Below are 22,080 nucleotides of genomic sequence, written 5' to 3'. Positions count from 1 at the left end.
GCGGGCTCAGTACGCGGGCTGGACATGCTCCATACGGTACTGGCCCTCAGGAAGCGGACGGCCCTCAGCGTCTTCGATCAGCTCAGTGATCCCCGGTGTCGCCCGGGGATGTGAGCCGATCTCGCTGATCCGTGCCGGTGCCGCTGAGGAAGCGCATGTGGCCGGACGGGAGGCCGGCCGAGGTGACGACCGGCCGGTCAGCCCTTCTGGGGATCTCCTGGGCCGAAGTTGAGCCGGACGACCTGGCCGTCCTGTCCGGGCGAGCCGACATTCTTGCCGTTGACGGTCAGGTGCACGCCACCGCCGTTGCCGATGACCAGGCTGATGCGCTTCTTGGCCGTCCACTCCTCGGACTGGCCGGGGCGGATGACGCCGCTGAACAGCTGCTTGCCCTTGGAGTCCTGGACGCTGAGCCAGCTCGCCCGCTTGGCCTTGAGGCGGACGGTGACCTCCTTGCGCGGTGCCTGGGCCACGGCCCCGCTGTGCGTCGGCCGGACCGCGGCCTGGGTCGGGGCGGCCGGCGCGGCGGCCCGCTCGGCGGACTTGTGCCGCTCCTCACCGGTCGCGACCCGGAAGATCCCGTAGATCACGACGATGGCCAGGGCGGCCGCCATGGCTGCGCTCCAGTTCGGCGAGCGCCGCTCGAGGATCTTGACCGGGGTCTTGGCCTCGAACACCTCCCTGGCCGAAACCGCCTGCGGCGACCCGCCGTGCGCGTCGTCGTACTCCTGGACCAGCGGCTCGGGATCGATCCCGATGGCGTGCGCGATGCTGCGGATGTGCCCGCGGGAGTAGAAGTTGCCGCCGCACATGCTGAAGTCGTCGCGTTCGATGGCGTGGATGACCGTCTCGCGGATGCGGGTACGGCCGGCGACCTGCGGGACGGTGAGACCTGCCTCCTCGCGGGCCTTCGCGAGGGTGCCACCGATCGTCACGGCACCTCCTTCATCGGCACCGTGACCAAGGGTGCTGTGCTGAACGGCTCCCTCAACCGGCTCGGTCACGGCACTTCCCTCGTCGGCGCCGTGAGCAAAGGTGCTCGGCTGAATGGTTCCCTCGCTTCGCTCGGTCACGGCGCCTCCTGGGAACCTCGTGGCGGTGTTCAGGTGCCACGCCGCCGGTCGCCTCCCGCTCCGCGATCATTCTATGAAGGCCAGACATGAGACGCGACGAGCAACGCGGTATAAGTCAGCTACCCCAAGATCTCGATCGCTACTCACCGCGAAGGGTCGCCAACACACCTGGCAGGTCATCGGGTTTGACCAGGACGTCACGTGCCTTCGACCCCTCGCTGGGTCCCACTATGTCGCGGCTTTCCAGCAGGTCCATGAGGCGGCCCGCCTTGGCGAACCCGACGCGCAGCTTCCGCTGCAGCATCGAGGTCGAGCCGAACTGTGTGGAGACGATGAGCTCGGTCGCCTGGATGAGGAGATCGAGGTCGTCGCCGATGTCCTCGTCGATCTCCTTCTTGCGCGTCTCCGCGACCGAGACGTCCTCGCGGTAGTCGGGCTCGGCCTGCTTCTTGCAGTGCTCGACGACCTCATGGATCTCCTTCTCGGAGACGTAGGCGTTCTGCAGCCGCATGGGCTTGCTCGCGCCCATCGGCAGGAAGAGGGCGTCACCCTGGCCGACCAGCTTCTCCGCTCCGGGCTGGTCGAGGATGACGCGGCTGTCGGCGAGGCTGGACGTGGCGAACGCCAGCCGGGACGGGACGTTCGCCTTGATCAGACCGGTGACGACGTCGACGCTCGGCCGCTGGGTGGCGAGCACCAGGTGGATTCCGGCGGCGCGGGCGAGCTGGGTGATGCGGACGACCGAGTCCTCCACGTCGCGGGGCGCGACCATCATCAGGTCGGCCAGCTCGTCGACGATCACGAGGAGGTAGGGGTACGGCGTGTAGACCCGCTCGCTGCCCGGCGGCGCGGTGAGCTTCCCGGCGACGACGGCCTTGTTGAAATCGTCGATGTGGCGGTAGCCGGAGGCGGCCAGGTCGTCGTACCGGCGGTCCATCTCGCCCACCACCCACTGCAGCGCCTCGGCGGCCTTCTTGGGGTTGGTGATGATCGGCGTGATCAGGTGCGGGATCCCCTGGTACGCGGTGAGCTCGACCCGCTTCGGGTCGACCAGCACCATGCGCACCTCGTCGGGGGCCGACCGCATGAGGATCGAGGTGATCAGGCCGTTGATGCACGTCGACTTACCGGCGCCGGTGGCACCCGCGATCAGCATGTGCGGCATCTTCGCCAGATTGGCGATGACCGTGCGGCCCTCGACGTCCTTGCCCAGGCCGACCACCATCGGGTGGTGGTCGTTCGCGGCGACCGAGGAGCGCAGGATGTCGCCGAGGCTGACGATGTCCTTGTCGGTGTTGGGGATCTCGACGCCGATCGCGGACTTGCCGGGGATCGGGGAGATGATCCGCACATCGGCGCTCTTGACGGCGAGCGCGATGTTCTTGGCCAGTGCCGTGATCCGCTCAACCTTGACGGCGGGGCCGAGCTCGATCTCGTACCGGGTGATCGTCGGTCCCCGGGTGAAGCCGGTGACCTGCGCGTCGATGCCGAACTGGTCGAGCACCTCCGACAGGGCGTTCACGACGACGTCGTTGGCCTTGGTGCGCGGCTTGACGGTCGAGCCGGCCTTCAGGATGCCGGGCGTCGGCAACCTGTAGGACCCGTCGCCCGTGTTGGTGGTCGACAGCGCCAGCTGCTCGGTGATCCGCGGCGCGGGCGTCGGGTCGGGCGGCGGGGGGAGGGCCGGCGGCTCCGGGGGCGCCAGCAGTTCGTCGGCGAGGCTGGGGCCCTCGTCCTCCTCGAAGATCTCGTCGGCGCGCGTGCTGCCCCGGTCCGAGACGACCGGCGTGTCGTACGGCTTCTGGTGCTCGCCGAGCTCGACGTCGGTCTTGCGAGACCGTTTCTTGTTCTTTGCCGCGGGCTCCGTCGCCTCCGGCGGCTCGCGGAGCATCATCCGGTCGCGCAGCTCGGCGAGCCGGTCCGGCACCCGGTGCACGGGCGTGGCGGTGACCACCAGGAGACCGAAGCCGACCAGCAGCAACAGCAGCGGCACGGCGACGAAGGCGGTGACGGTGCTCGTCAGCGGCGCCGACAGCAGCCAGCCGATCAGGCCGCCGCTGTCCTGCAGCGCGCGCTCGCCCTTACTGGGGTACGGCGTGCCGTGCGCGATGTGGACGATGCCGACGATGCCCCCGACCAGCGCCGTACAGCCGATGAGGATCCGGCCGACGTCGCCGTTGCGCTCCGGGTGGCGCAGCAGCCGCCAGGCCGGGAGCAGGCAGATCAGCGGCAGCACCATGGCCAGTGTTCCGAAGCAGTCCCTGATGAGCCGCCCGAGGTACTTGAGCGCCCAGGTGTCCGGGTCGAACCAGGTGGCCGCGGCCAGGACGATGGCCAGGCCGAGGAAGGCCAGCCCCTGCCCGTCGCGGCGATGCTCCTCGTCGAGCTCACGGGCGCCGCGCCCGAACATGCGCGCCACTCCGCCGACGGCCTGGGCGAGCCACAGCCACACCTGGGCGACGAACTGCCAGAAGCCCATGAACAGGGCGCTGATGGGATCGGGCCGCTGCGGCCGGCGGGGGCGCACCTGCTTCGACGCGCCCGACGAGCGTTTGCGCGCCGTCGAGCCGCGTGCCGTCGTCTTCGCGGCCGGCTTCTTGCCGGCCGCCGGTTTACGGGCGGCGGGCCTTCGCGCTGCACCGCCACGCGTACCAGAGGAGGAGCCCTTGGCGCCTCCGGGCGTACGTGTGGCCATGATGGCGAGACTAGCGGCGGCCCACCCGCCGACCTGTGAATTCCGGACGGCGTGTCGTTGAACGGCCCTGATCAGACCGAACCGGTCCGATCCCTGCGGACGATCCGAACCGACCCGGTCTCGCGGACGATCCGAACCGGTCCGGTCCTGCGGACGGTCCGAACCCGTCCGGTCCCCGCAGATGAAGCGAACCGGCCCGGTCCCCTCGGATGCGGCGAACCGGTCCGGCTCCTGCGGGCGAGCCGGACCGGTTCAGCGGAGACCTAGACCTCGACGATCACCGGGATGATCATCGGGCGGCGGCCGAACTTCTCGTTGACCCAGCGGCCCACGGTCCGGCGTACGAGCTGCCGGAGCTGGTGGATGTCGTTGACGCCGTCCGCGGCGGCGGTGTCCAGGGCGTCCTCGATGCGCGGGATGACCTCGTCGAAGCTGTCGATCCCGGCCCCGCGAGCGTGGATCTCCGGACCGCCCAGGGGCTTGCCGCTCTCGGAGTCGACGACCACGATGATGGAGACGAACCCCTCGTCGCCGAGGATCCGGCGGTCCTTCAGCGACGTCTCGGTGATCTCGCCGACCGACAGGCCGTCGACGTAGACGTACCCGGCGCGGACCGCCCCGGCGACCGCCGCCTTGCCGTCGACGAGGTCCACCACCACGCCGTCCTCGGCGATGATGACGTTCTCGGCGGGGACGCCGGTGAGCTCGGCCAGCCGGGCGTGGGCGCGCAGGTGACGCCACTCGCCGTGGACCGGCATGAAATTGCTCGGCCGCGTCATGTTCAGCACGTACAGCAGCTCGCCGGCCGGGGCGTGCCCGGAGACGTGCACGAGCGCGTTGCCCTTGTGCACGACCCGCGCGCCCCAGCGGGTGAGGCCGTTGATGACGCGGTTGACGGCGTTCTCGTTGCCGGGGATGAGGGACGACGCGAGGATCACCGTGTCGCCCTCCTCGATCCGGATCTGGTGGTCCCGGTTGGCCATCCGCGACAGCGCCGACATCGGCTCGCCCTGCGAGCCGGTGCAGACCAGCACGACCTTCTCGGCCGGGAGATCGTCGATCTCCTTCTGGTCCACCATGATCCCGGCGGGCACCTGCAGGTAGCCCAGGTCGCGGGCGACGCCCATGTTGCGGACCATCGACCGGCCGACGAGGCAGACCTTGCGGCCGCTCGAGTGCGCGGCGTCCAGGACCTGCTGGACGCGGTGGACGTGCGAGGCGAAGCACGCCACGATGACGCGCTTGGCCGCGACGCGCAGCACGTCGCCCAGCACGGTGCCGATCTCGCGCTCGCTGGTGACGAAGCCGGGGACCTCGGCGTTGGTGGAGTCCGACAGGAGCAGGTCGATGCCCTCCTCACCGAGCCGGGCGAACCCGCCCAGGTCGGTGAGCCGGCCGTCGAGCGGCAGCTGGTCCATCTTGAAGTCGCCGGTGACCAGCACGAGGCCGGCCGGCGTTCGGACGGCGACCGCCAGGGCGTCCGGGATGGAGTGGTTGACCGCGAGGAACTCGCAATCGAACGGTCCAAGATCCTGCTTGTCGCCCTCCGCCACCCGGAGCGCCACCGGGCGGATGCGGTGCTCGGCGAGCTTGGCCTCGAGCAGGGCGAGGGTCAGCCGCGAGCCGATGACGGGGATGTCCGCACGCTCCCGAAGGAGGTACGGCACCGCGCCGATGTGGTCCTCGTGCCCGTGCGTGAGGACGATCCCCTCGATGTCGTCGAGGCGGTCCCGGATGTAGTCGAAGTCCGGCAGGATCAGGTCGACCCCGGGCTGCTCCGTCTCCGGGAACAGCACACCGCAGTCGACGATGAGCAGCCGGCCGTCGTACTCGAAAACCGTCATGTTGCGGCCGATCTCGCCGAGACCGCCCAGCGGCACGATGCGCAGGCCCCCTCGGGCGAGCGGCTGCGGCGAACTCAGGCCGGGATGCGGATGGCTCATGAGTACCGCTCCCCCTCGCCGGACCGTGCGGGGGCATGGTCATGCGCGTTGGTCACGCGCCCTCCTACCTATTCAGCGGCTCGCCTTTCCGGCGATGCCTTGGAAACCAGTGGTCCGCTCACGGACCCTCCACGATCTTGACGCCGCCGGCCACGAGGTCCTCGCGGAGCGCGGCGGTGAACTCCGGCGTCGCGTCCACCAAGGGCGGGCGGACCGATCCACCGGGAAGCCCGAGCAGGGACAGCGCCGCCTTGGTGGCGATGACGCCCTGCGTGCGGGTCATGATGGCGGTGATCACGGGCACGAGCCTGCGATGGATCTCGGTGGCCCGCCGCGTGTCCCCGCCGAGGAACGCGTCGATCATCTCGTGCAGGTCGGCGCCGACGACGTGCCCGACCACGCTGACGAAGCCCGCGGCGCCGACGGACAGCCACGGGAGGTTCAGCGCGTCGTCGCCGGAGTAGAAGACCAGATCGGTCTCGGCCATCACCTTCGAGGCCCCGAACAGGTCGCCCTTGGCCTCCTTGACCGCGATGATCCGCGGGTGCTCGGCCAGCCGGAGCTGCGTCTCGACCGCGATGGGCGTGCCGGTGCGGCCAGGGATGTCGTAGAGCATCACCGGGAGGCCGGTCGCGTCGGCCACCGTGGTGAAGTGGCGCACGAGGCCTTCCTGCGGCGGCTTGTTGTAGTACGGGGTGACGACCAGGAGCCCGTGGGCGCCGGCCCGCTCGGCCTGGCGCGCGAGCTTGAGGGTGTGCACGGTGTTGTTCGTGCCGACCCCGGCGACGACCGTCGCGCGGTCGCCGACCGCCTCCAGGACGGTGCGCAGCAGGCGCTCGTCCTCTTCGTCGCTCGTCGTCGGCGACTCTCCGGTCGTCCCGCTGACGACGAGGCCGTCATTGCGCTGCTCGTCGACAAGATATGCGGCCAGCCGTGCCGCCCCGTCGAAGTCGACGGTGCCGTCGGAGGCCATGGGGGTGACCATCGCGGTCAACATCCGGCCGAAGGGCGCGGACTCGTCACGTCCCTGCGGCAGGGCGTTCGTGCTGGGTGCCATGTTCCGAACTTACCGGGCATCGGCAGCCGCTGGGAGCCGCGGGGACCCCCGTGTCGCCCGCGACCGGTGTCGTCCCGTGGTACGGAACGCGCCGCGGTCCGGAGCCCGCCACCTGCGCGAACGGCCGTGAAACGAGAGGCGCCGCCGGAACGCGCTCGGGGGTACGCGTTCCGACGACGTACATTCAGCATCGGATTTCAGAAAACCGGCGTTACCGGAGAACCTTGAGCGCCTCTCGTACGTTGGAGTGAGTGGGACGGGGTTCCGCCGGGGTCTGGCGGGGCTGGCGGAGCCTCTCCCGGCGGAGGATGCGCGCCTCGGTGGCAGGGGTCTGGGGCTCTCCGCGTCGGTCACCCACCCGACCGGCGCACCGGCCACCGAGGCGCGCGCATCCACGCGTCCGACCCTCAGACGTCCGGCCGGGCGTCGAGGTGCTGTCGGAGTTTCACTTCGAGTTCTTCCTTGCTCCGGGCGCGAAGGCACTCATTGCGCCGTACCGCCCACCAGTGCCCGGAGCCCCCCAGCCCGAATCTCCAGCCCGAATAATCGGCCGTGAGCTGCTGGAGCTGCCGGGCCGCTCCCTGGACAGTGTCCTCCATGTGCATTTCTCCCGAACCTCCCACACCGCCAGCCGAGGCGATCCGCGCCACGGTCGACGAAAATCCTTCCCCGTGAAAGGACGGTTCGATCACATGGCCGAGAGCGGTCAGGGGAACCACGGGGAAGTGCTCCGACCTGCGAAGACGAGCCATTTAACCACCTTTAGTGGTATGTAACGCAATCGTCAGTTTTACTTGTCCACGCGCGTGCCGGGAGGAGACCTCAGCGCGGCTCGCCGAGCCACCCGGCGCGGTACGCCGCCCACCCCCGGGGGTCGGTCGTCCAGTCGGCGTACACCGCGACCCCGTACGGCCGCCGCGGCCGGTGACGCAGCCCGGCGACGCCCTGCCGTACGCCCCGCAGCGCGGTCGGCAGGTCCTCGGCCCACGGGGTCGGCGACCGATAGGTCGGCACACCCATGAAGACGGTGACGCGATCGCCGATGAGCGACAGCACCCGCTCGGTGTGATGGGCGAAGTGCCATCCGGCGAGCGCCCGGGTCGGCGCCTCGGAGTCGTACGTCATGATCGCCACCTGGTCGACGCGGTCCGCGACGGCCCGCAGATACGCCGTCGTCGGCCGGGGCGGGTAGTGGTCCTTCCCGCGCGGCAGCATCAGCCGGAACAGCGGCTGCGTCCAGTCGGCGAGCGTCAGCTGCTCGAGCGAGGCCGACAGCAGGCGGCCCCGGGCCCGGGTGAGCTCGCGCGTGCGCGTCAGGAGGTCGAGGAAGTTCCGGTCGTCGGGGAAGATCGGCTCGATGTCGTAGTGGATGCCGGCGAACCCCAGGTCCAGGAGGGCACGGTCGGCCTCCAGGATCCTGGCCCGCGTCGCCGCCACGCGCAGGTCCAGCGGGCCGCCGCCGGAACGCTCCACCTGCCCGACGTACGCCTGGGCACGCACGCCGGGCGCCAGCCGGCGCAGCGCGGCGAGCAGTTCACGCGCGTGGGCGTACCGCGACGGCGGGATCTCCCCGTCGCCGGTGAGCGGCCCGACGTGGAAGAACACGTCGGTGATCCGGTTCCGGGTCAGCGTGTCCGCCAGCCCGCGGTACTCGGCCTCGGTGTGCGCCTCCCCCACCCACTGGTGCCGGGCCCACAGTGCGTTGGCGGTGCCGCCGTACACCGGCGGGTCCCGCTGCCAGGCGAACCACGTGCGCGCGAAGAAGATCGCGGACGTACCGAGCAGGACCGCGCAGGCCCAGGCCGCCGTACGGACGAGTCGCCGTGTCATGCCCCTCCCTTGATCAGGAGTTCGGACGCAGCGGACCGTCCGGTGGTTCGCCGGGATCCGTGATCAACGTTCGGCGGCGTCCTGGGCGAGGACCGGCTTGACGTCGACGATGGGCGTGCCGTCCAGCGCCTCGAGGCCCTTGACCAGGAAGCGCGGCCCCTCGATCGCGAGGATCGTCACCCGGTGCAGGCCGATCGGATTGGGCCGGTCGGGTGACCGTGTGGTGAAGACGCCCTGAGGCGGCCGGGCCAGGTCGCCGCGCGGGTGCACGACCAGCACGTCACGGGCCGCCCGGTCGAACCACGTCAGCAGGATGACCTCCTCCCCCGCCCGAAGGTCGCGCAGTCCCTCGTGGACGTCCTCCTGGAACACCAGCCAGGCGTCCGGCGCGCCTTCGTCCCCTTGCCGAGGGGCGGTCGCGCGGTCGGTCAACGACGACTCGACCCGGCCGATGGGGCGCACCTCGTACGAATTCTCAGTCACGTCTCTCCTCATCGTCGCGTGGCGACGCCATCATGACGGCCGAGAGGACGGCGGTCTCCGCTTTCGACCACGAGACGGCCGGCAGCGCCTGCCCGACCGGGACGCCGGTTCGGGACGAGGTGATCCCGGAGGACCGGCAGGGCCGGGACCTCCGGGATCGGACCTGTCGTGCTACGCGGGCACCTTGCAGGTGACCGTGTACGAGGTCATGTGACCCATCCGGGAGCCGAGGAAGTGCCACGGCAGGACCACAACGTCACCCTTCTTGATGACGCCGGTCTTCCCGGTCTTGACCAGCGTGTACTTGGTCATGCCGCCCTTGAAGTCCGTGTTGACCGACGCCTTGGTCGTCTTGTACGGCGACTTGATCGCCTTGCCGTTGACGGCGGCCTTCTCGATCGACGTGATGACGCCCGGGCCGAACCAGTCCTTGCCGGCCTTGGTGATGTACAGGTCCCAGGACAGCTTCTGTCCCTTGCCGGCGCGCTTGTGGAAGACGACCTTCGCCACGCCGCCCTTCTTCGCCCAGGTTCCGGAGCACGGCTTGAGCTTCGCCGGCGGCTTGACCGCGCCCGCTCCGCTCGTCGTGGCCGCGCCGGCCGGGGCGGCGGCGAGCACGGTCGCACCGGCCGCCAGGGTGAGCGCCGAGACGGCAAGCCCACGGGAGATTCGCATCGAGAATTTTCCTTCCGACAGAGGGCCGTCCGCGCGCAGAAGGTGAGGGACCGCCCTCGATACGCCCCGCCGGCGATCGGCCGATGGCGGGGCCGCGAACAGTGACCCGATGAACTATCGCGATCACGGAACGGGTCCCGCCAGAGTCCTCCGTACCAATCCGGATTGGTACGGAGGACCTACCGAGAGTCATCGCGCGCCGGTTGATCAGGGAAGCAGGAGGGCCTTCCCGAGGATCTCGCGCGCCTCGATCGCGCGATGCGCGTCGGCGGCGCGGGCGAGCGGGAAGGTCCGTCCGATGACCGGCCTGATCCGGCCCGCCGCCGCCTCGTCCAGAGCCCGCTCGGCGAGCCGGTGGAACTCCTCGGGCCCGAACTGCACGTCCTGGATCCCCCGTACGGTGAGCCCTCGCCGGGCCGCCTCCTCCGGATCGACCGGAGCGAACTCGCCGCTGGGCGTGCCGTGCACCAAGATCCGGGCCCCGTCTGCCGCGATCGCCGCCCGGCCAGGCTCGCCGCCCGCGCCGTCGAACACGACCGCGCGGCGGCCCGTACCCCCGGCCGCCGCGCGCACCCGGTCCATCCCGGCGTCCGGAGACGTGGGAGGCATAGCGTCTCTGATCGGCTTAGTGATCCGCGGTGTCACTCAGGGATGTGAGCCAATCGCCTTCGTGCCCTGGTGCCGAGCGGCGGAAGCCGACAGCCCTCGTGGCACGTCCCTCCGGACGCTATCGATGAGGTCTCGCGACCCACCGAGGAGGGTGCCCGACGTCGCCTGGGCATCGGGCGTGCACATAACAGTCTGCCACGGAATCACTACGGATAGCTAATCCGCCTGACGGGCCTCCGTCGGGGGTCCGGGCGAGGACGCGCCGCCCGATCCACGTGTCGTCCACGCCCTCGCTGACCGCGACGACCTCGCCGGCCACGCCGCCGCCCGGCACGTACGGCGTCCGCACGTTGAAGTACTCACCGCCCCAGCCGGACCGGATCTGCGTCTCGACGAACAGGGTGTCCGCCGCGGACACCGCCACCACGACCTGCCCGGGCCCGGGCTTGGGATCCGGCCGGTCGACCGGGACGAGCTCCTCGGGGCCGCCGAACCGCCGCACCTCGATCACCTGCATGACTCACTCCTCTTCGTACGGCTTCGTCATCGAAGAGGGTGAAACATGAACCTTGGTTCAGGTCAAGAAGACTCGGTGCGCAACCGGGCGAGTGTCTCCGGCGTGAGCCGCCGGGCCAGCGTCTCGAGCAGGGCGGTGATCTCGGCCACGTCCCCCGCGTCGTCCGTGCCGAGCGCGGTGGCCAGCGCGCCGTCGATGGGCGTCGAACGGACGACCGCGACCCGGTCGGAGACCTCCGGCGCCTGCCGTACGAGCATCCGGCGCCGGTCCCGCGGGTCGGGCGCCGCGACGATGGAGCCCGCCTCACGAAGCCGGGCGACCGCACCCGACACCTGACTCTGCGGCAGGCTCGTACGGGCGGCGATCTCGCCGATCGCGCTGTCCGGGTGCGCCACGATGTCGCTCGCCACGATCAGGACGGTCCGAACGCTGGTCGAGTACTCCGGCAGGCCCTCCGTCGGCATGGCCTCCTCACCGATCTTCATGAGGGTCCGGCCCAGCAGGAACAGCTCCACTCCGTTCATGGCGGCACCATACATCGCAATCGATGCATCTAACTTGATGCATCTATTTCGATGCTTTATGGTCGTGATCACCACCCCGACGTGAGGAGTCCTCATGAAGACGGCCACCCTTGCCGTGCCCGGAGCAACGCTCTACTACGAGATCCGCGGCAGCGGCCCGCTGCTGCTCGTCCTCCAGGGCGGCGATGGCGACGCCGGGCGCAACGCCGACCTGGTCGGCCGGCTCGCCGACCACTACACGGTGGTCACCTACGACCGCCGGGGCCTGTCCCGGAGCCGCCTGGACGACCCCGCCGCGCCGGTGACGGTGGAGGCGCACGCCGACGACGCCCACCGCCTGCTCGCCGAGCTCACCGCCGATCCGGCTCTGCTCCTCGGCTCCAGCTTCGGCGCGCTGGTCGGCCTCACGCTGGCGAGCCGCCACTCCGGCCAGGTCGGCACCCTGGTGGCCCACGATCCGGCCACCGTCCGGCTCCTCGACGACGCGGGGCGGGCCGGCATCACCGGCGAACTCGCCGAGCTCGACGCGATCTTCCGTCGCGACGGTGTCCTTCCCGCATTGAAGCGCCTCGGCGAACTCGTGGCCGCCGACTTCACCGACCGTGAGCCCGACGTCGCCCTCCCCGCGCCGCCCGACGCCCGGCGCATCGCCAACCTGGAGTTCTTCTTCTCCCGCGACATCACCGAGATGATCGAGGCGCCGCTCGACGCCGCCGACATCACCGCGATCAAGGAGAGCCCCGTCCGCGTCGTCCCGGCCGCCGGCCGCGCCTCACGGAACATCTGGAACCACCAGTGCGCCCAGGCACTGGCCGGCCTCCTCGGCACGGACGTCGTCGAGTTCCCCGGCGGCCACAGCCTGTCCACCCACCCGCGCGCGTTCGCCGCCCGCCTGCACGAGGTCCTCACCGCCCGAGCGTGACCTCGGGGCGGGCCTCCGGGCGGGTAGGTGCGGCGGCGCGCGCGATCCGGGCCCGCTGGGCGACGAGGACGCAGACGAGCACGCCGGCCGCCGCGACGACCGTGCTCACGCCCGCGTGCTCGCCGAGCAGCAGCCACGCCCAGGTCAGCGTGAGCAGCGGCTGGGCGAGCTGCACCTGGCTCGCCCGCGCGACCCCCACCTTCGCGAGCCCGGCGTACCAGGCGAAGAAGCCGAGGAACATCGACACGCCCGACACGTACGCCAGGCCCGCCACGGCCGCGCCGCTCCAGTGCACCGGCGTGGCGGCCGACAGGACCACGGCGGCGGGGACCGTGATCGGCGCGGCGAGGACGAGGGCCCACGACACGACCTGCGGGCCGGTCATCTCGCGGGCCAGCCGCCCGCCCTCGGCGTAGCCCAGGCCGCACGTCAGCAGCGCCCCGAACAGCAGCGCGTCGGCGAGTGAGAAGCTCCCCACGCCGTTCCGCAGGGTGAACGCCACGATCAACGCCGCGCCCGCCACGCTCGCCGCCCAGAACAGCGGCGATGGGCGTTCACCGGCCCGTACGACGGCGAAGACCGCCGTCGCGACCGGCAGCAGCCCGACCACCACGGCCGCGTGCGAGGAGGACGAGCCGTGGACGAGGGCGAGCGTGGACAAGATCGGGAAGCCGAAGACGATGCCGCCGGCGACCACGCCGAGGGAGGCCCACTGGCGCCCGCGCGGACGTGGCGCGCGCATCAGCCACAGCGCGACGACGGCGAGGACCGCCGCGACCCCCGCCCGGCCGACACCGATCAGGTACGGGTCGAACCCGCGCAGCGCGAAGGAGGTCGCCGGGAACGTGAAGGAGAAGGCGACGACGCCGAGCGCGGCGGCACCGAAGCCCGCCGGCAGCGCTACCGGGTTGCGGGCAGTAGCGTTATCCTTATTCCTCATGAACAACGATAGCAGTATCGCCACTCTGGCCGCCGAGCTGCGGGCCGAGGTGGCGAGGCTGCGCCCCGGCGACCGGCTGCCGTCGAGCCGCTCGCTGATGACCCGCCACCAGGTCAGCCCCGTCACCGTCGCCCGCGCGATCCGGACGCTCGCCGCGGAGGGCCTCGTGGTCGCCCGGCCCGGCAGCGGTACGTACGTCGCCGAGCGGGCCCGCCCCGCTCCGGCCGAGCCGGTGGACCTCGACTGGCAGGCCGTGGCGCTCGGCGACCGCACCGTCGACGCCGACGGCGTGGTGGGTCTGCTCTCCCATGCGCCCGAGGGCGTGGTCGCGCTGAGCGGCGGCTACCTCGCGCCGGGGCTGCAACCCGTACGCGCGCTGGCCACCGCCGCCGCGAGGGCGGCCCGCCGCCCCAACGCGTGGGAGCGCCCGCCGCTGTCGGGCGTGCGCGAACTGCGGGAGTGGTTCGCGCGGACGGCGGGCGGCGACGTCACCGCCGCGGACGTCACGATCACCAGCGGGGGCCAGGCCGCGATCAGCCTGATCCTGCGCGCGCTGCTGCCGCCCGGGGCGCCGCTCCTCGTCGAGTCGCCCACCTACCTCGGCGCCCTGGCCTCCGCCCGCGCCGCCGGGCTGCGCCCCGTCCCGGTGCCCGTCGACGAGGACGGCCTGCGGACCGACCTGCTGGCCGACGCGTTCGCGGCCACCGGGGCCCGCGCGCTGCTGTGCCAGCCGACCTTCCACAACCCGACCGGTACGGTGCTGTCTCCTCCGCGCCGCGCGCAGGTGCTCGACGTCGCCCGCGCGGCGGGAGCGTTCGTGGTCGAGGACGACTACAGCCGCCACCTGGCGATCGACCCGCCTCCGCCGCCGCTCGTCGCCGGCGACCGGGACGGCCGGGTGGTGCACATCGCGTCCCTGACCAAGGCCACCGCGCCGAGCCTGCGGGTCGCCGCCGTGATCGCCCGGGGGCCGGTCGCCGAACGCATCCGGTCCGCGCAGATCGTCGAGTCGTTCTTCGTCGCCCGCCCGCTCCAGGAGACCGCCCTGGAACTGGTCACCTCCCCGTCCTGGCCGCGCCACCTGCGCACGGTCGGCGAGGCGCTGCTGCGACGACGTGACACCCTCATCTCCGCGCTCGCCGCGGCCGGCCTGCCCCCCGCCGTACGTCCGCGCGGGGGCCTGCACCTGTGGATCGGCCTTCCCTCGGGCGTCGACGACGTCGCCCTCGCCGAGGCGGCGCTCCGCGCGGGCGTCCTGGTCAGCCCCGGGCGACGCTACTTCCCCGCCGAACCGCCGAAACCGCGCATGCGACTCAGCTACGGGACGGCCGCCGGGGAGACGGAGCTCACCGAGGGCGCGGCCCGCTTCGCCCAAGCGCTCGCCGAGGCGTCCTGACGACGCCGAAACCGGTCATCACAGTACGCTGGTGTCGACATCGGAGGTGCATGAGCGAGCGGAGCGAGCGAATCATAAGCATGGCGCGTCTGGTCACTCCTCCGACGAAGGAGGCCCCATGAGCGGCTCGGACAGTGCGCTGTTGCTGCGGGACTTCGTCAACACGTACGACGTCGACTGCGACATCGACGACTTCGGCGCGCCGTGCGACCTCAGCGGCTGGCTGATCGAGCGCGGGCTGACGCCGCCCGGCACCCGCGCGAGCGAGTCCGATCTGGCGCTGGCGATCGCCCTTCGCGAAGGTCTCCGCGCCGCGATGCTCGGCCACCACGACCCGGCCGCTGCCGCGCCGCCGGCGGGCCTAGCCCTACCAACCGACCCCGACCGACCTCCCGGCCTCGCCCGACCAACCCACCCCGACCGACCTCCCGGCCTCGCCCGACCAACCGACCCCGACCGACCTCCCGGCCTCGACCGGCTCCTGGCCGCCCTGCCCCTGCGCGTGTCGCTCGACGGCCCCGCGCTGGTCCCGCTGCGCGACGGCATCCGCGGCGGGCTCTCGGTCCTCGCCGCGGCGGTCATGCGCAGCGCCGCCGAGGGCGACTGGCCCCGGCTCAAGGTGTGCCGGGAGACGACGTGCCGGTGGGCGTTCCTCGACACGTCGAAGAACCGCTCGCGCAGCTGGTGTTCGATGCGGATGTGCGGGAACCGGACCAAGACCCGCGCCTACCGCGCCCGCCGCCGCGCCACCGCCTCCGACGCCTGACGGCCCCCGGACCCGACGGTGGCCGACGGGCGCGCGGTACGGTCGTCGGCGTACGGGACGTGACAGGAGCGAGGGTCGAGACACCGATGGGCGTGGTGGGGGTACGAGCGGCGTATCCGGGAGACGTGGCCGCCGTCGCGGAGATCCAGGTACGGGCCTGGCGCGAGGGGTATCGCGGCGTGATCCCCGATGCCGCGCTGGCCGAGATGACGGGCCCGGAGGCGGTCGCGCTGTGGCGTGAGCGCTGGGCGGAGGCGGTCGCCGCGCCGCCGAGCCCCCGGCACCGGCTGCTGGTCGCCGTGGACGAGGGTGTCATCACCGGGTTCGCGGCGCACGCCCCGGCGAACGATCCAGACCAGGATCCGCAGACGACCGGCGAACTGCTGACCCTGCTCGTCGACCCGGCGCACGGGCGGGCCGGGCACGGCAGCCGGCTGCTCGCCGCGACGGTGGACCATCTGCGCGAGGACGGCTGTACCACCGCCGTCACCTGGGTCTTCGCCGCGGACGACACGCTGCGGGGCTTCCTGACGTCGGCGGGCTGGGCGCCCGACGGCACCCACAGCAAGGTCGACATGGGCGAGCCGGTCGCGATGGTCCGCCTGCACACCGCCATCGCCTGACGCGTCCTAAGCGCGAGCCGGTCGCGGTGGTGCGCCCGCGCACCGGCATCACCTGACGCGTCCTAAGCGCGAGCCGGTCACGATGGTCCGCCCGCGCACCGCCCTCGTCTGACGCGTCCTGGGCGCGAGCCGGTGGACGGTCCGGCCGCGCGCCGCGGCGACGGGCGGTGAGAATGGCACCAGCGCTCTGCGGTCTATCGGAGCGTCGCGCCCGCTTTGCCGTACGTCTGCCGCGCCAGCCGCTCGGCCTCCGCACGGGTGGCGTTCAGGCCGCCCACCTGGCAGGACGCGAGGTATCCGGCACCGACGAAGTCGACCTCCCATACGCGCAGCCGCACGCCGCCGGTGGTCTCGTCCGTCTCGCGGACCCGCCCGCCCTCCCCGATGGCGTACGGATCGTCCGCGACGATCGTCGCGGTGGTCGAGGTGCCGCCGACATTCGTCCTGACCGACCGGCAGGTCTTCGGGAGCGCCTGGGTGAGGAACCGTCTCGTCTGCGCGTCAGAGGACGCGGAGAGCAGAACGGTGGAGAACGTCTCACCCCGGCCGAATGACAGGAACGCGACCGGTGTCCGCCCGACGGCCCAGCGGCCTGCCGGGCCGCGGGCCATGCAACCCGGCGCGGGGGTGCCGGCGGCCGCCGAGGGGCCGGATTCCCCGAGCCGGGAGAGCACCGTGTCGGCGACACCGCTTTCGGTCTTGACGTTCGTCGCGTCCGCAGGCGGCTTGATCAAGGCACGTTCGAGCTGCTCGGCCGTATAACGCACGCTCGGCGTGGACGCCGCCGGAGATCCCGGCCGGTGCTGCGGTAAGGAACCGGTCGTCGGCGTGCCGTTCTTCCCACCGCCGTCACAACCGGCGGCCGCGGTCATCACCAGGCCGGCGACGACGACGGCCGAGGCCTTGAGCACCATGGCCCGCCTCCTCCCCCGCTGCCGCTCAGCGGGGCACTGAGTTGGACGTCCGGCGCCGGGCCGCGGTTGCCTCGGCCCCGGCACGCCGCACGGTCCGCCGCCGACGGCCAGGCCGACTGTGGTGGCCACTCGGGATCGGAGGACCCCCGAGCCGCGCCGGCCCGCCTCCGGACCCGCCCGGGGCAGGTGGACACTCGCAGGAGGCCGCATCGTCCATGGGGCCGCGCCGGCGGAACCCGGACGATACGGCCGGACCGCTGCCAGGGCGCCGGCGCAGCCGGACCGAGATCCGCCGGACGCGCCCTACGCCGGTGTTTCGAGCGTCCAGTCGATCTCGGGCAGGCCGGCGTCGGCCAGGGCCTTGTTGACCGCGCTGAAGGGGCGGCTGCCGAGGAAACCCCGAGGGTTCATCGGGCTGGGGTGCCCGGCCTCGAACACGACGTGCTGCGCGCCGGTGATGAGGTCGCGCTTCTTGCGGGCGTAGGCGCCCCACAGCACGAACACCACGCGCTCGCTCTTGGCGTCCAGCGCCCGGATCACGGCGTCGGTGAACTCCTCCCAGCCCTTCCCCCCGTGGGAGCCCGCCTTGCCGGCGCGGACGGTCAGCACCGCGTTGAGCAGCAGCACGCCCCGCCCGGCCCACGGAGTCAGGTCGCCGGTGGACGGGACCGGGACGCCGAGGTCCTCGTGGAGCTCCTTGAAGACGTTGCGCAGCGACGGCGGGATCCGCACGCCCGGCCGCACGCTGAAGCTCAGCCCGTGCGCCTGGCCGGCCCCGTGGTAGGGGTCCTGGCCGAGGATGAGCACCCGGGCGTCGTCCGGCGCGCACAGGCGGAAGGCGCTGAACAGGTCGGGCAACGGCGGGTAGACGGTGCCCGCGTCGTACTCGGCGGCCACGAAGTCGCTGAGCCGGCGGGTCGCGTCGGGGTCGAGAAGCGGCTCGACGCGCTCGCGCCAGGCGTCGGGAAGGAGCTCCAGCAGGTCGAAGGACATGCGCCGCAACCTAACACCACCCAGGGACGGATTCCGGTGATCTCCCGGGTGGCGCCTCCATCGGCTCGGTCAGAAGCGGTCGGCCCGCGCCGGGTGGCCTGGCGTGTCCTCGTCGTCCATCGTCTGGAAGCGCAGGACGGTGGCGAGGAGGAAGCCGCGTACGATCCGCTCGTCGGCCGGCGGCAGGTGGTCGAGCATCGGCTCCATGTGGCTGGCCGCCGCGTCCTCGGCCTGCTCGAGCTGCCGGCGGCCCGTCTCGGTCAGCGCGAGGCGGACGAGGCGGCGGTCGGAGACGTCGCGCCGCCGTTCGATCCAGCCCGAGCGCTCGAGGTGGTCGACCGTGTGGTTGAGTGTCGAGGGGGCGACTCCACAGCGTTTGGCGAGCTCCCGCTGGGTGAGCGCCGATCCGCGTTCGAGGGAGGCGAGCACGGCCAGGCCATGGGGGGTGAGGCCGTAGCTTCCCATGAGGCGTTGCCAGCGCATGGCCACGACGTGGCCGGCGACGGCCAGCAGGCGGGACAGCGACATGCGTTCGAGGTCGGCCTCAGAGGTGCGCACGGCAGACATTCTCCGTGCTCGGGGCTCAGAGGGCCAGCGGGATCCGGAGCCGCAGGGCGCGGAGTCCGGTGCCGCGGGATCCGGAGCCGTACGGCAGCGGCGTCCGGAGGGGCGGGGCCGACGGGCTCGGGAGCCGTGGGGTCTGTGGAGGGGGCCCGGCGAGGGCCGGGAAGAGCGGGGGTAGCTTTGACGCCGAACGATTCACGATCGAACGAACCGCTCTGGAACCCTCGATGACCTTGCGCTCGGCTCCTCTCCTGCCCGCGTCCGCGACCGGCTCGCCCGGGCGCCGTCGGTGGCTGGGCATGGTGGTCATCAGCCTCGGGGTCTCGCTGATCATCGTCGACGCGACGATCGTCAACGTCATGCTCCCCAGGGTCGTCGGCGATCTGGGGCTGACCACGACCGGCGCCGAGTGGATCACCTCGATCTACTCGCTGGTGTTCGCGGCGCTGCTGATCCCGTTCGGGAGGGCGGGCGACGCGTATGGCCGGCGCAGGATGCTCGTTCTCGGCACCGTGGTGTTCGTCGCGGCGAGCCTCCTCGCCGCCCGCTCCGGCAGCGGCGCCGAACTGGTCGCGTCCCGGCTCGTGCAGGGCGTCGGCGCGTCGATGATCCTCCCGGCGGCGCTCTCCACGGTGACGGCCGTGTTCACGGGGCGGGACCGGGCGGTCGCGTTCGGGATCTGGGGTTCGCTCATCGGGGGCATGGCCGCGCTGGGTCCGCTGCTCGGCGGCTGGCTCGCGACGTCGTACGGCTGGCGGTGGGCGTTCGGCGTGAACGTGCCGCTCGGCGCGGCGATCGTCGCCGGCACGCTGCTGCTCGTGCCCGAGACGCGCGATCCGGCGGTCCGCCGCGTCGGCGACTGGCCGGGCACGGTGCTGAGCACGGCCGGCCTCGCGGGCGTCGTCTTCGCGCTGATCGAGGGGCAGCGGTACGGCTGGTGGTCGGCCACCCGCCCGTTCTCCGCCGGTCCGGTCCACTGGCCCGGCACCGGGATCTCGCCGATCCCGGTGGCCCTGGCGGGCGGGGTTCTCGCGCTGGTCGCGCTGGTCGCCGTCGAGCGGGCGCGGGCGGCGGCGGGGCGGCCGGTGGTCCTGGATCTCTCGCTGTTCCGCATCCCCGACTTCCGGCGCGGCAACGCGGCGGCCTCGCTGATCAGCGTCGGCGAGCTGGGGCTGATGTTCGTGCTGCCGCTGTTCCTCCAGGACGTGCACGGCAACTCCCCGTTGCAGGTGAGCGTGGCGATCCTGCCGCTGGCCGTGGGGACGTTCGTCGCCGGCGGGCTGTCGGCACGCCTGTCGCGCCGCCTCGGCGCGGCCCGGATGCTGCAGGCCGGCATGGCCCTGGAGGTGGCCGCGGCGGCGCTGATCGGCCTGACCACACGGGCGGACACCACAGGGTTCCAGCTGGCGCCGTGGATGCTGGTGTACGGCATCGGCCTGGGCCTGACGACCGGGCAGCTCACGCGGATCGTGCTGCGCGACGTCCCGTCCGCCAGCGCGGGCCTCGCCTCCGGGACCCAGTCGACGGCGCGCCAGGTCGGGTCGGCGCTCGGGATCGCGCTGATCGGCGCGGTGTTCGCGGTCGGGCTGAGCCACGCGATGACGGCGCGGCTGCGCGACGCGGGGCTGCCCGCCGGGCGGGGCGCGGCGTACGCCGAACGGCTGCGCGACAGCGCGGGCACCTTCGCCCGTGACCTGCGCCGTGAGGATCCCCGGCTGTCCCGGGCCGCCGACGAGAGTCTGGCCGTCGCGACCGACCGCGCGGCCCTCGCCACGGCGGGTCTGCTGGCCGTCGGTCTGCTGCTGACCCTGAGGCTGCGTCGCGGCACCGATCCGGATCGGGAAGAATCACCCGCATGATCATCGGCTCCGAGAAAGGTCGATAGTGGCGACCCTCTCCCAGTGGGTCGCCGGGTCGCGACCCCGAACCCTCCCCAACTCCATCGTTCCCGTCGCCGTCGGCACCGGTGTGGCGATCGGTTACGACCACTTCGTGTGGTGGCGGGCGCTGCTGGCGCTGTTCGTCTCCCTGCTGCTGCAGATCGGGGTGAACTACGCCAACGACTACAGCGACGGCATCCGCGGCACCGACGAGGTCCGGGTCGGGCCGATGCGGCTGGTCGGCCAGAAGGTCGCGCCGCCGAAGCAGGTGCTCGCCGCGGCGCTCGGCTGCTTCGCGCTCGCCGCGGTGGCCGGGCTCGTGCTCGCCGCGGTCACGACCTTCTGGCTGGTGCTGATCGGCGCGGTGGCGATCGCGGCGGCGTGGTTCTACACCGGAGGCTCGCGGCCGTACGGCTACCGGGCGCTGGGCGAGCTGTCGGTCTTCGTGTTCTTCGGCCTCGTCTCCGTGGTCGGCACGGTGTACGTGCAGCTGGAGGGCCTGCCGTGGGCGGCGTGGGTGGCCTCGATTCCGGTCGGGCTGCTCTCGTGCTCGATGCTCGTCGTGAACAACCTGCGCGACATCCCCACGGACACCGCGTCCGGCAAGCGCACCCTCGCGGTGCTGCTCGGCGACCGGCGTACGCGCCTGCTGTACGCGGGGTGCGGCGTCGCGGCATTCGTGTCCGTCGTCATCGTCGCGTTCTCCCGGCCGTGGGCGCTCCTGGCGCTGCCGTCGGCGCTGTGGGCCATCGCACCGAACCGCCGGGTGCTGGGCGGTGCGAAGGGTCCCGCGCTGATCCCCGTGCTCGGGGAGACCGGCCGCCTGCAGATCATCTTCGGCGCGCTCTTCACGATCGGGCTGGCCCTCTAGAAGGGGTCGCGGCCGGGCACTCCGTGTCCGTGACTCATGTCACACCGTCCAGGGAATAGTTGAAGCTTCAATCAGTGTTCTCACCTGGCGTCGGTGGAACGATCCACCGGACGTGTCGAAGGAGGAGTGACCGTGAGCGACGTGCTGAGCATTGACCCCACCGCCCAGGACCTGCTGTTCCGCGAAGCCCGTACGGCGAACGCCTTCACCGACGAGCCGGTGTCGGAGGAGCAGGCGCGCGCCATCTACGACCTCGTCAAGTGGGCGCCGACCGCGATGAACACTCAGCCCCTGCGCGTCGTGCTCGTGCGCACCCCCGAGGCGCGCGAGCGCCTCGTCACGCACATGGCCGAGGGCAACAAGGCCAAGACCGCGGCGGCGCCGCTCGTGGCGATCCTCGCCGCCGACAGCGACTTCCACGAGCACCTGCCAACGGTGTTCCCCCACAAGCCGGACGCCAGGGACGGCCTGCACGGCGTGCCGGAGGTCCGGTCCAAGATGGCCGCGTTCAACGGCGCGATCCAGGTCGGCTACTTCATCATCGGCGTGCGCGCCGCCGGGCTGGCGGCCGGGCCGATGGCCGGCTTCGACGCCGAGGCGGTCGCCAAGGAGTTCTTCCCGGGCGGCGGCCACCAGGTGCTCGCCGTCGTGAACATCGGCAGGCCCGGCCCGGACGCCTGGTTCCCGCGCAACCCGCGCCTGGAGTACGACCAGGTGGTCACCACCGTCTGACCTCGGGGCGACCCGGGGGCCGCCGGCCCGGCCGCCGCCCGTCTCACGCGGCCGCCTGGCCGGCGCGGCCCAC

22 protein-coding genes are annotated in these 22,080 nt (G+C 72.1%); 7 read left to right on the top strand and 15 right to left on the bottom strand.

Going from position 1 to position 22,080, the window contains the following annotated elements:
* Positions 1–197: 197 nt before the first annotated feature.
* The 11 genes from ACQP2O_RS13450 to ACQP2O_RS13400 all read right to left on the bottom strand — a co-directional run bounded on the left by ACQP2O_RS13450 (position 198) and on the right by ACQP2O_RS13400 (position 11,406).
* The gene (locus tag ACQP2O_RS13450; protein ID WP_433183681.1) at positions 198–935 is read right to left on the bottom strand and encodes a helix-turn-helix domain-containing protein; all 738 of its coding nucleotides are present in this window, start codon (positions 933–935) and stop codon (positions 198–200) included.
* Positions 936–1,212: 277 nt separating this feature from the next.
* Positions 1,213–3,768 carry a DNA translocase FtsK 4TM domain-containing protein gene (locus ACQP2O_RS13445; RefSeq protein WP_433183678.1) on the bottom strand — a complete coding sequence of 852 codons (2,556 nt, stop codon included), beginning with the start codon at positions 3,766–3,768 and terminating at the stop codon, positions 1,213–1,215.
* 263 nt (positions 3,769–4,031) lie between these two features.
* Entirely contained in the window at positions 4,032–5,711 is a 1,680-nt protein-coding gene (locus ACQP2O_RS13440; RefSeq protein ID WP_433183675.1) for a ribonuclease J, read from the bottom strand.
* A gap of 118 nt (positions 5,712–5,829) precedes the next feature.
* Positions 5,830–6,768, bottom strand: a complete 939-nt coding sequence (gene dapA / locus ACQP2O_RS13435; RefSeq protein ID WP_433183672.1) for a 4-hydroxy-tetrahydrodipicolinate synthase — start codon at positions 6,766–6,768, stop codon at positions 5,830–5,832.
* Positions 6,769–7,175: 407 nt separating this feature from the next.
* Positions 7,176–7,367: a hypothetical protein gene (locus ACQP2O_RS13430; protein ID WP_433183669.1), complete on the bottom strand. Its 192-nt coding sequence runs from the start codon at positions 7,365–7,367 to the stop codon at positions 7,176–7,178.
* A 223-nt stretch (positions 7,368–7,590) separates the two neighbouring features.
* Entirely contained in the window at positions 7,591–8,598 is a 1,008-nt protein-coding gene (locus tag ACQP2O_RS13425; RefSeq protein WP_433183666.1) for a hypothetical protein, read from the bottom strand.
* Between the two features lie 63 nt (positions 8,599–8,661).
* The gene (tsaA, locus tag ACQP2O_RS13420; protein ID WP_433183664.1) at positions 8,662–9,081 is read right to left on the bottom strand and encodes a tRNA (N6-threonylcarbamoyladenosine(37)-N6)-methyltransferase TrmO; all 420 of its coding nucleotides are present in this window, start codon (positions 9,079–9,081) and stop codon (positions 8,662–8,664) included.
* Between the two features lie 171 nt (positions 9,082–9,252).
* Entirely contained in the window at positions 9,253–9,756 is a 504-nt protein-coding gene (locus ACQP2O_RS13415; protein WP_433183661.1) for a hypothetical protein, read from the bottom strand.
* 207 nt (positions 9,757–9,963) lie between these two features.
* Complete coding sequence (locus ACQP2O_RS13410) at positions 9,964–10,365, bottom strand: zinc-binding dehydrogenase (RefSeq protein WP_433183659.1); 402 nt, start codon at positions 10,363–10,365, stop codon at positions 9,964–9,966.
* A gap of 118 nt (positions 10,366–10,483) precedes the next feature.
* On the bottom strand, positions 10,484–10,882 hold the full coding sequence (locus tag ACQP2O_RS13405) for an alcohol dehydrogenase catalytic domain-containing protein (protein ID WP_433183656.1): 399 nt from the start codon (positions 10,880–10,882) through the stop codon (positions 10,484–10,486).
* 62 nt (positions 10,883–10,944) lie between these two features.
* Positions 10,945–11,406, bottom strand: a complete 462-nt coding sequence (locus tag ACQP2O_RS13400; RefSeq protein ID WP_433183653.1) for a MarR family transcriptional regulator — start codon at positions 11,404–11,406, stop codon at positions 10,945–10,947.
* A 94-nt stretch (positions 11,407–11,500) separates the two neighbouring features.
* Here ACQP2O_RS13400 and ACQP2O_RS13395 point away from each other — a divergent pair, with 94 nt between their 5' ends.
* Positions 11,501–12,328 carry an alpha/beta fold hydrolase gene (locus ACQP2O_RS13395; RefSeq protein ID WP_433183650.1) on the top strand — a complete coding sequence of 276 codons (828 nt, stop codon included), beginning with the start codon at positions 11,501–11,503 and terminating at the stop codon, positions 12,326–12,328.
* Here the strand turns inward: ACQP2O_RS13395 and ACQP2O_RS13390 are convergent.
* Entirely contained in the window at positions 12,312–13,268 is a 957-nt protein-coding gene (locus ACQP2O_RS13390) for a DMT family transporter (RefSeq protein WP_433183648.1), read from the bottom strand. The genes ACQP2O_RS13395 and ACQP2O_RS13390 overlap by 17 nt on opposite strands.
* On the opposite strand from ACQP2O_RS13390, the gene ACQP2O_RS13385 reads away from it, so the two are divergent.
* From ACQP2O_RS13385 to ACQP2O_RS13375, 3 genes are all read left to right on the top strand, one after another.
* The gene (locus ACQP2O_RS13385) at positions 13,267–14,664 is read left to right on the top strand and encodes a PLP-dependent aminotransferase family protein (protein WP_433183645.1); all 1,398 of its coding nucleotides are present in this window, start codon (positions 13,267–13,269) and stop codon (positions 14,662–14,664) included. The genes ACQP2O_RS13390 and ACQP2O_RS13385 overlap by 2 nt on opposite strands.
* A 118-nt stretch (positions 14,665–14,782) precedes the next feature.
* A complete protein-coding gene (locus ACQP2O_RS13380; protein WP_433183642.1) occupies positions 14,783–15,430 on the top strand; it encodes a CGNR zinc finger domain-containing protein in 648 nt (215 codons plus the stop codon).
* Positions 15,431–15,489: 59 nt separating this feature from the next.
* Positions 15,490–16,053: an N-acetyltransferase family protein gene (locus ACQP2O_RS13375; protein WP_433183640.1), complete on the top strand. Its 564-nt coding sequence runs from the start codon at positions 15,490–15,492 to the stop codon at positions 16,051–16,053.
* Between the two features lie 194 nt (positions 16,054–16,247).
* Here ACQP2O_RS13375 and ACQP2O_RS13370 read toward each other — a convergent pair whose 3' ends face one another.
* The 3 genes from ACQP2O_RS13370 to ACQP2O_RS13360 all read right to left on the bottom strand — a co-directional run bounded on the left by ACQP2O_RS13370 (position 16,248) and on the right by ACQP2O_RS13360 (position 18,518).
* Positions 16,248–16,967 carry a hypothetical protein gene (locus tag ACQP2O_RS13370; RefSeq protein ID WP_433183637.1) on the bottom strand — a complete coding sequence of 240 codons (720 nt, stop codon included), beginning with the start codon at positions 16,965–16,967 and terminating at the stop codon, positions 16,248–16,250.
* A gap of 303 nt (positions 16,968–17,270) precedes the next feature.
* Positions 17,271–17,960, bottom strand: a complete 690-nt coding sequence (ung, locus tag ACQP2O_RS13365; RefSeq protein ID WP_433183634.1) for a uracil-DNA glycosylase — start codon at positions 17,958–17,960, stop codon at positions 17,271–17,273.
* Between the two features lie 69 nt (positions 17,961–18,029).
* Positions 18,030–18,518, bottom strand: coding sequence for a MarR family winged helix-turn-helix transcriptional regulator (locus ACQP2O_RS13360; RefSeq protein ID WP_433183631.1), 489 nt, complete (start codon positions 18,516–18,518; stop codon positions 18,030–18,032).
* Positions 18,519–18,751: 233 nt separating this feature from the next.
* On the opposite strand from ACQP2O_RS13360, the gene ACQP2O_RS13355 reads away from it, so the two are divergent.
* From ACQP2O_RS13355 to ACQP2O_RS13345, 3 genes are all read left to right on the top strand, one after another.
* Positions 18,752–20,383, top strand: a complete 1,632-nt coding sequence (locus ACQP2O_RS13355; protein ID WP_433183628.1) for an MFS transporter — start codon at positions 18,752–18,754, stop codon at positions 20,381–20,383.
* A 25-nt stretch (positions 20,384–20,408) separates the two neighbouring features.
* On the top strand, positions 20,409–21,275 hold the full coding sequence (locus ACQP2O_RS13350) for a 1,4-dihydroxy-2-naphthoate polyprenyltransferase (protein WP_433183625.1): 867 nt from the start codon (positions 20,409–20,411) through the stop codon (positions 21,273–21,275).
* 132 nt (positions 21,276–21,407) lie between these two features.
* A complete protein-coding gene (locus tag ACQP2O_RS13345) occupies positions 21,408–22,007 on the top strand; it encodes a malonic semialdehyde reductase (RefSeq protein ID WP_433183622.1) in 600 nt (199 codons plus the stop codon).
* The last annotated feature ends 73 nt before the right edge of the window (positions 22,008–22,080 follow it).

The sequence above is a fragment of the Actinoallomurus sp. CA-150999 genome (genome assembly GCF_050942425.1).
In the GTDB taxonomy this organism is placed as follows: Bacteria; Actinomycetota; Actinomycetes; order Streptosporangiales; family Streptosporangiaceae; genus Actinoallomurus.
The sequence above is the reverse complement of the archived record's forward strand: the minus strand, read 5'-3'. Positions and strand labels throughout refer to the sequence as shown.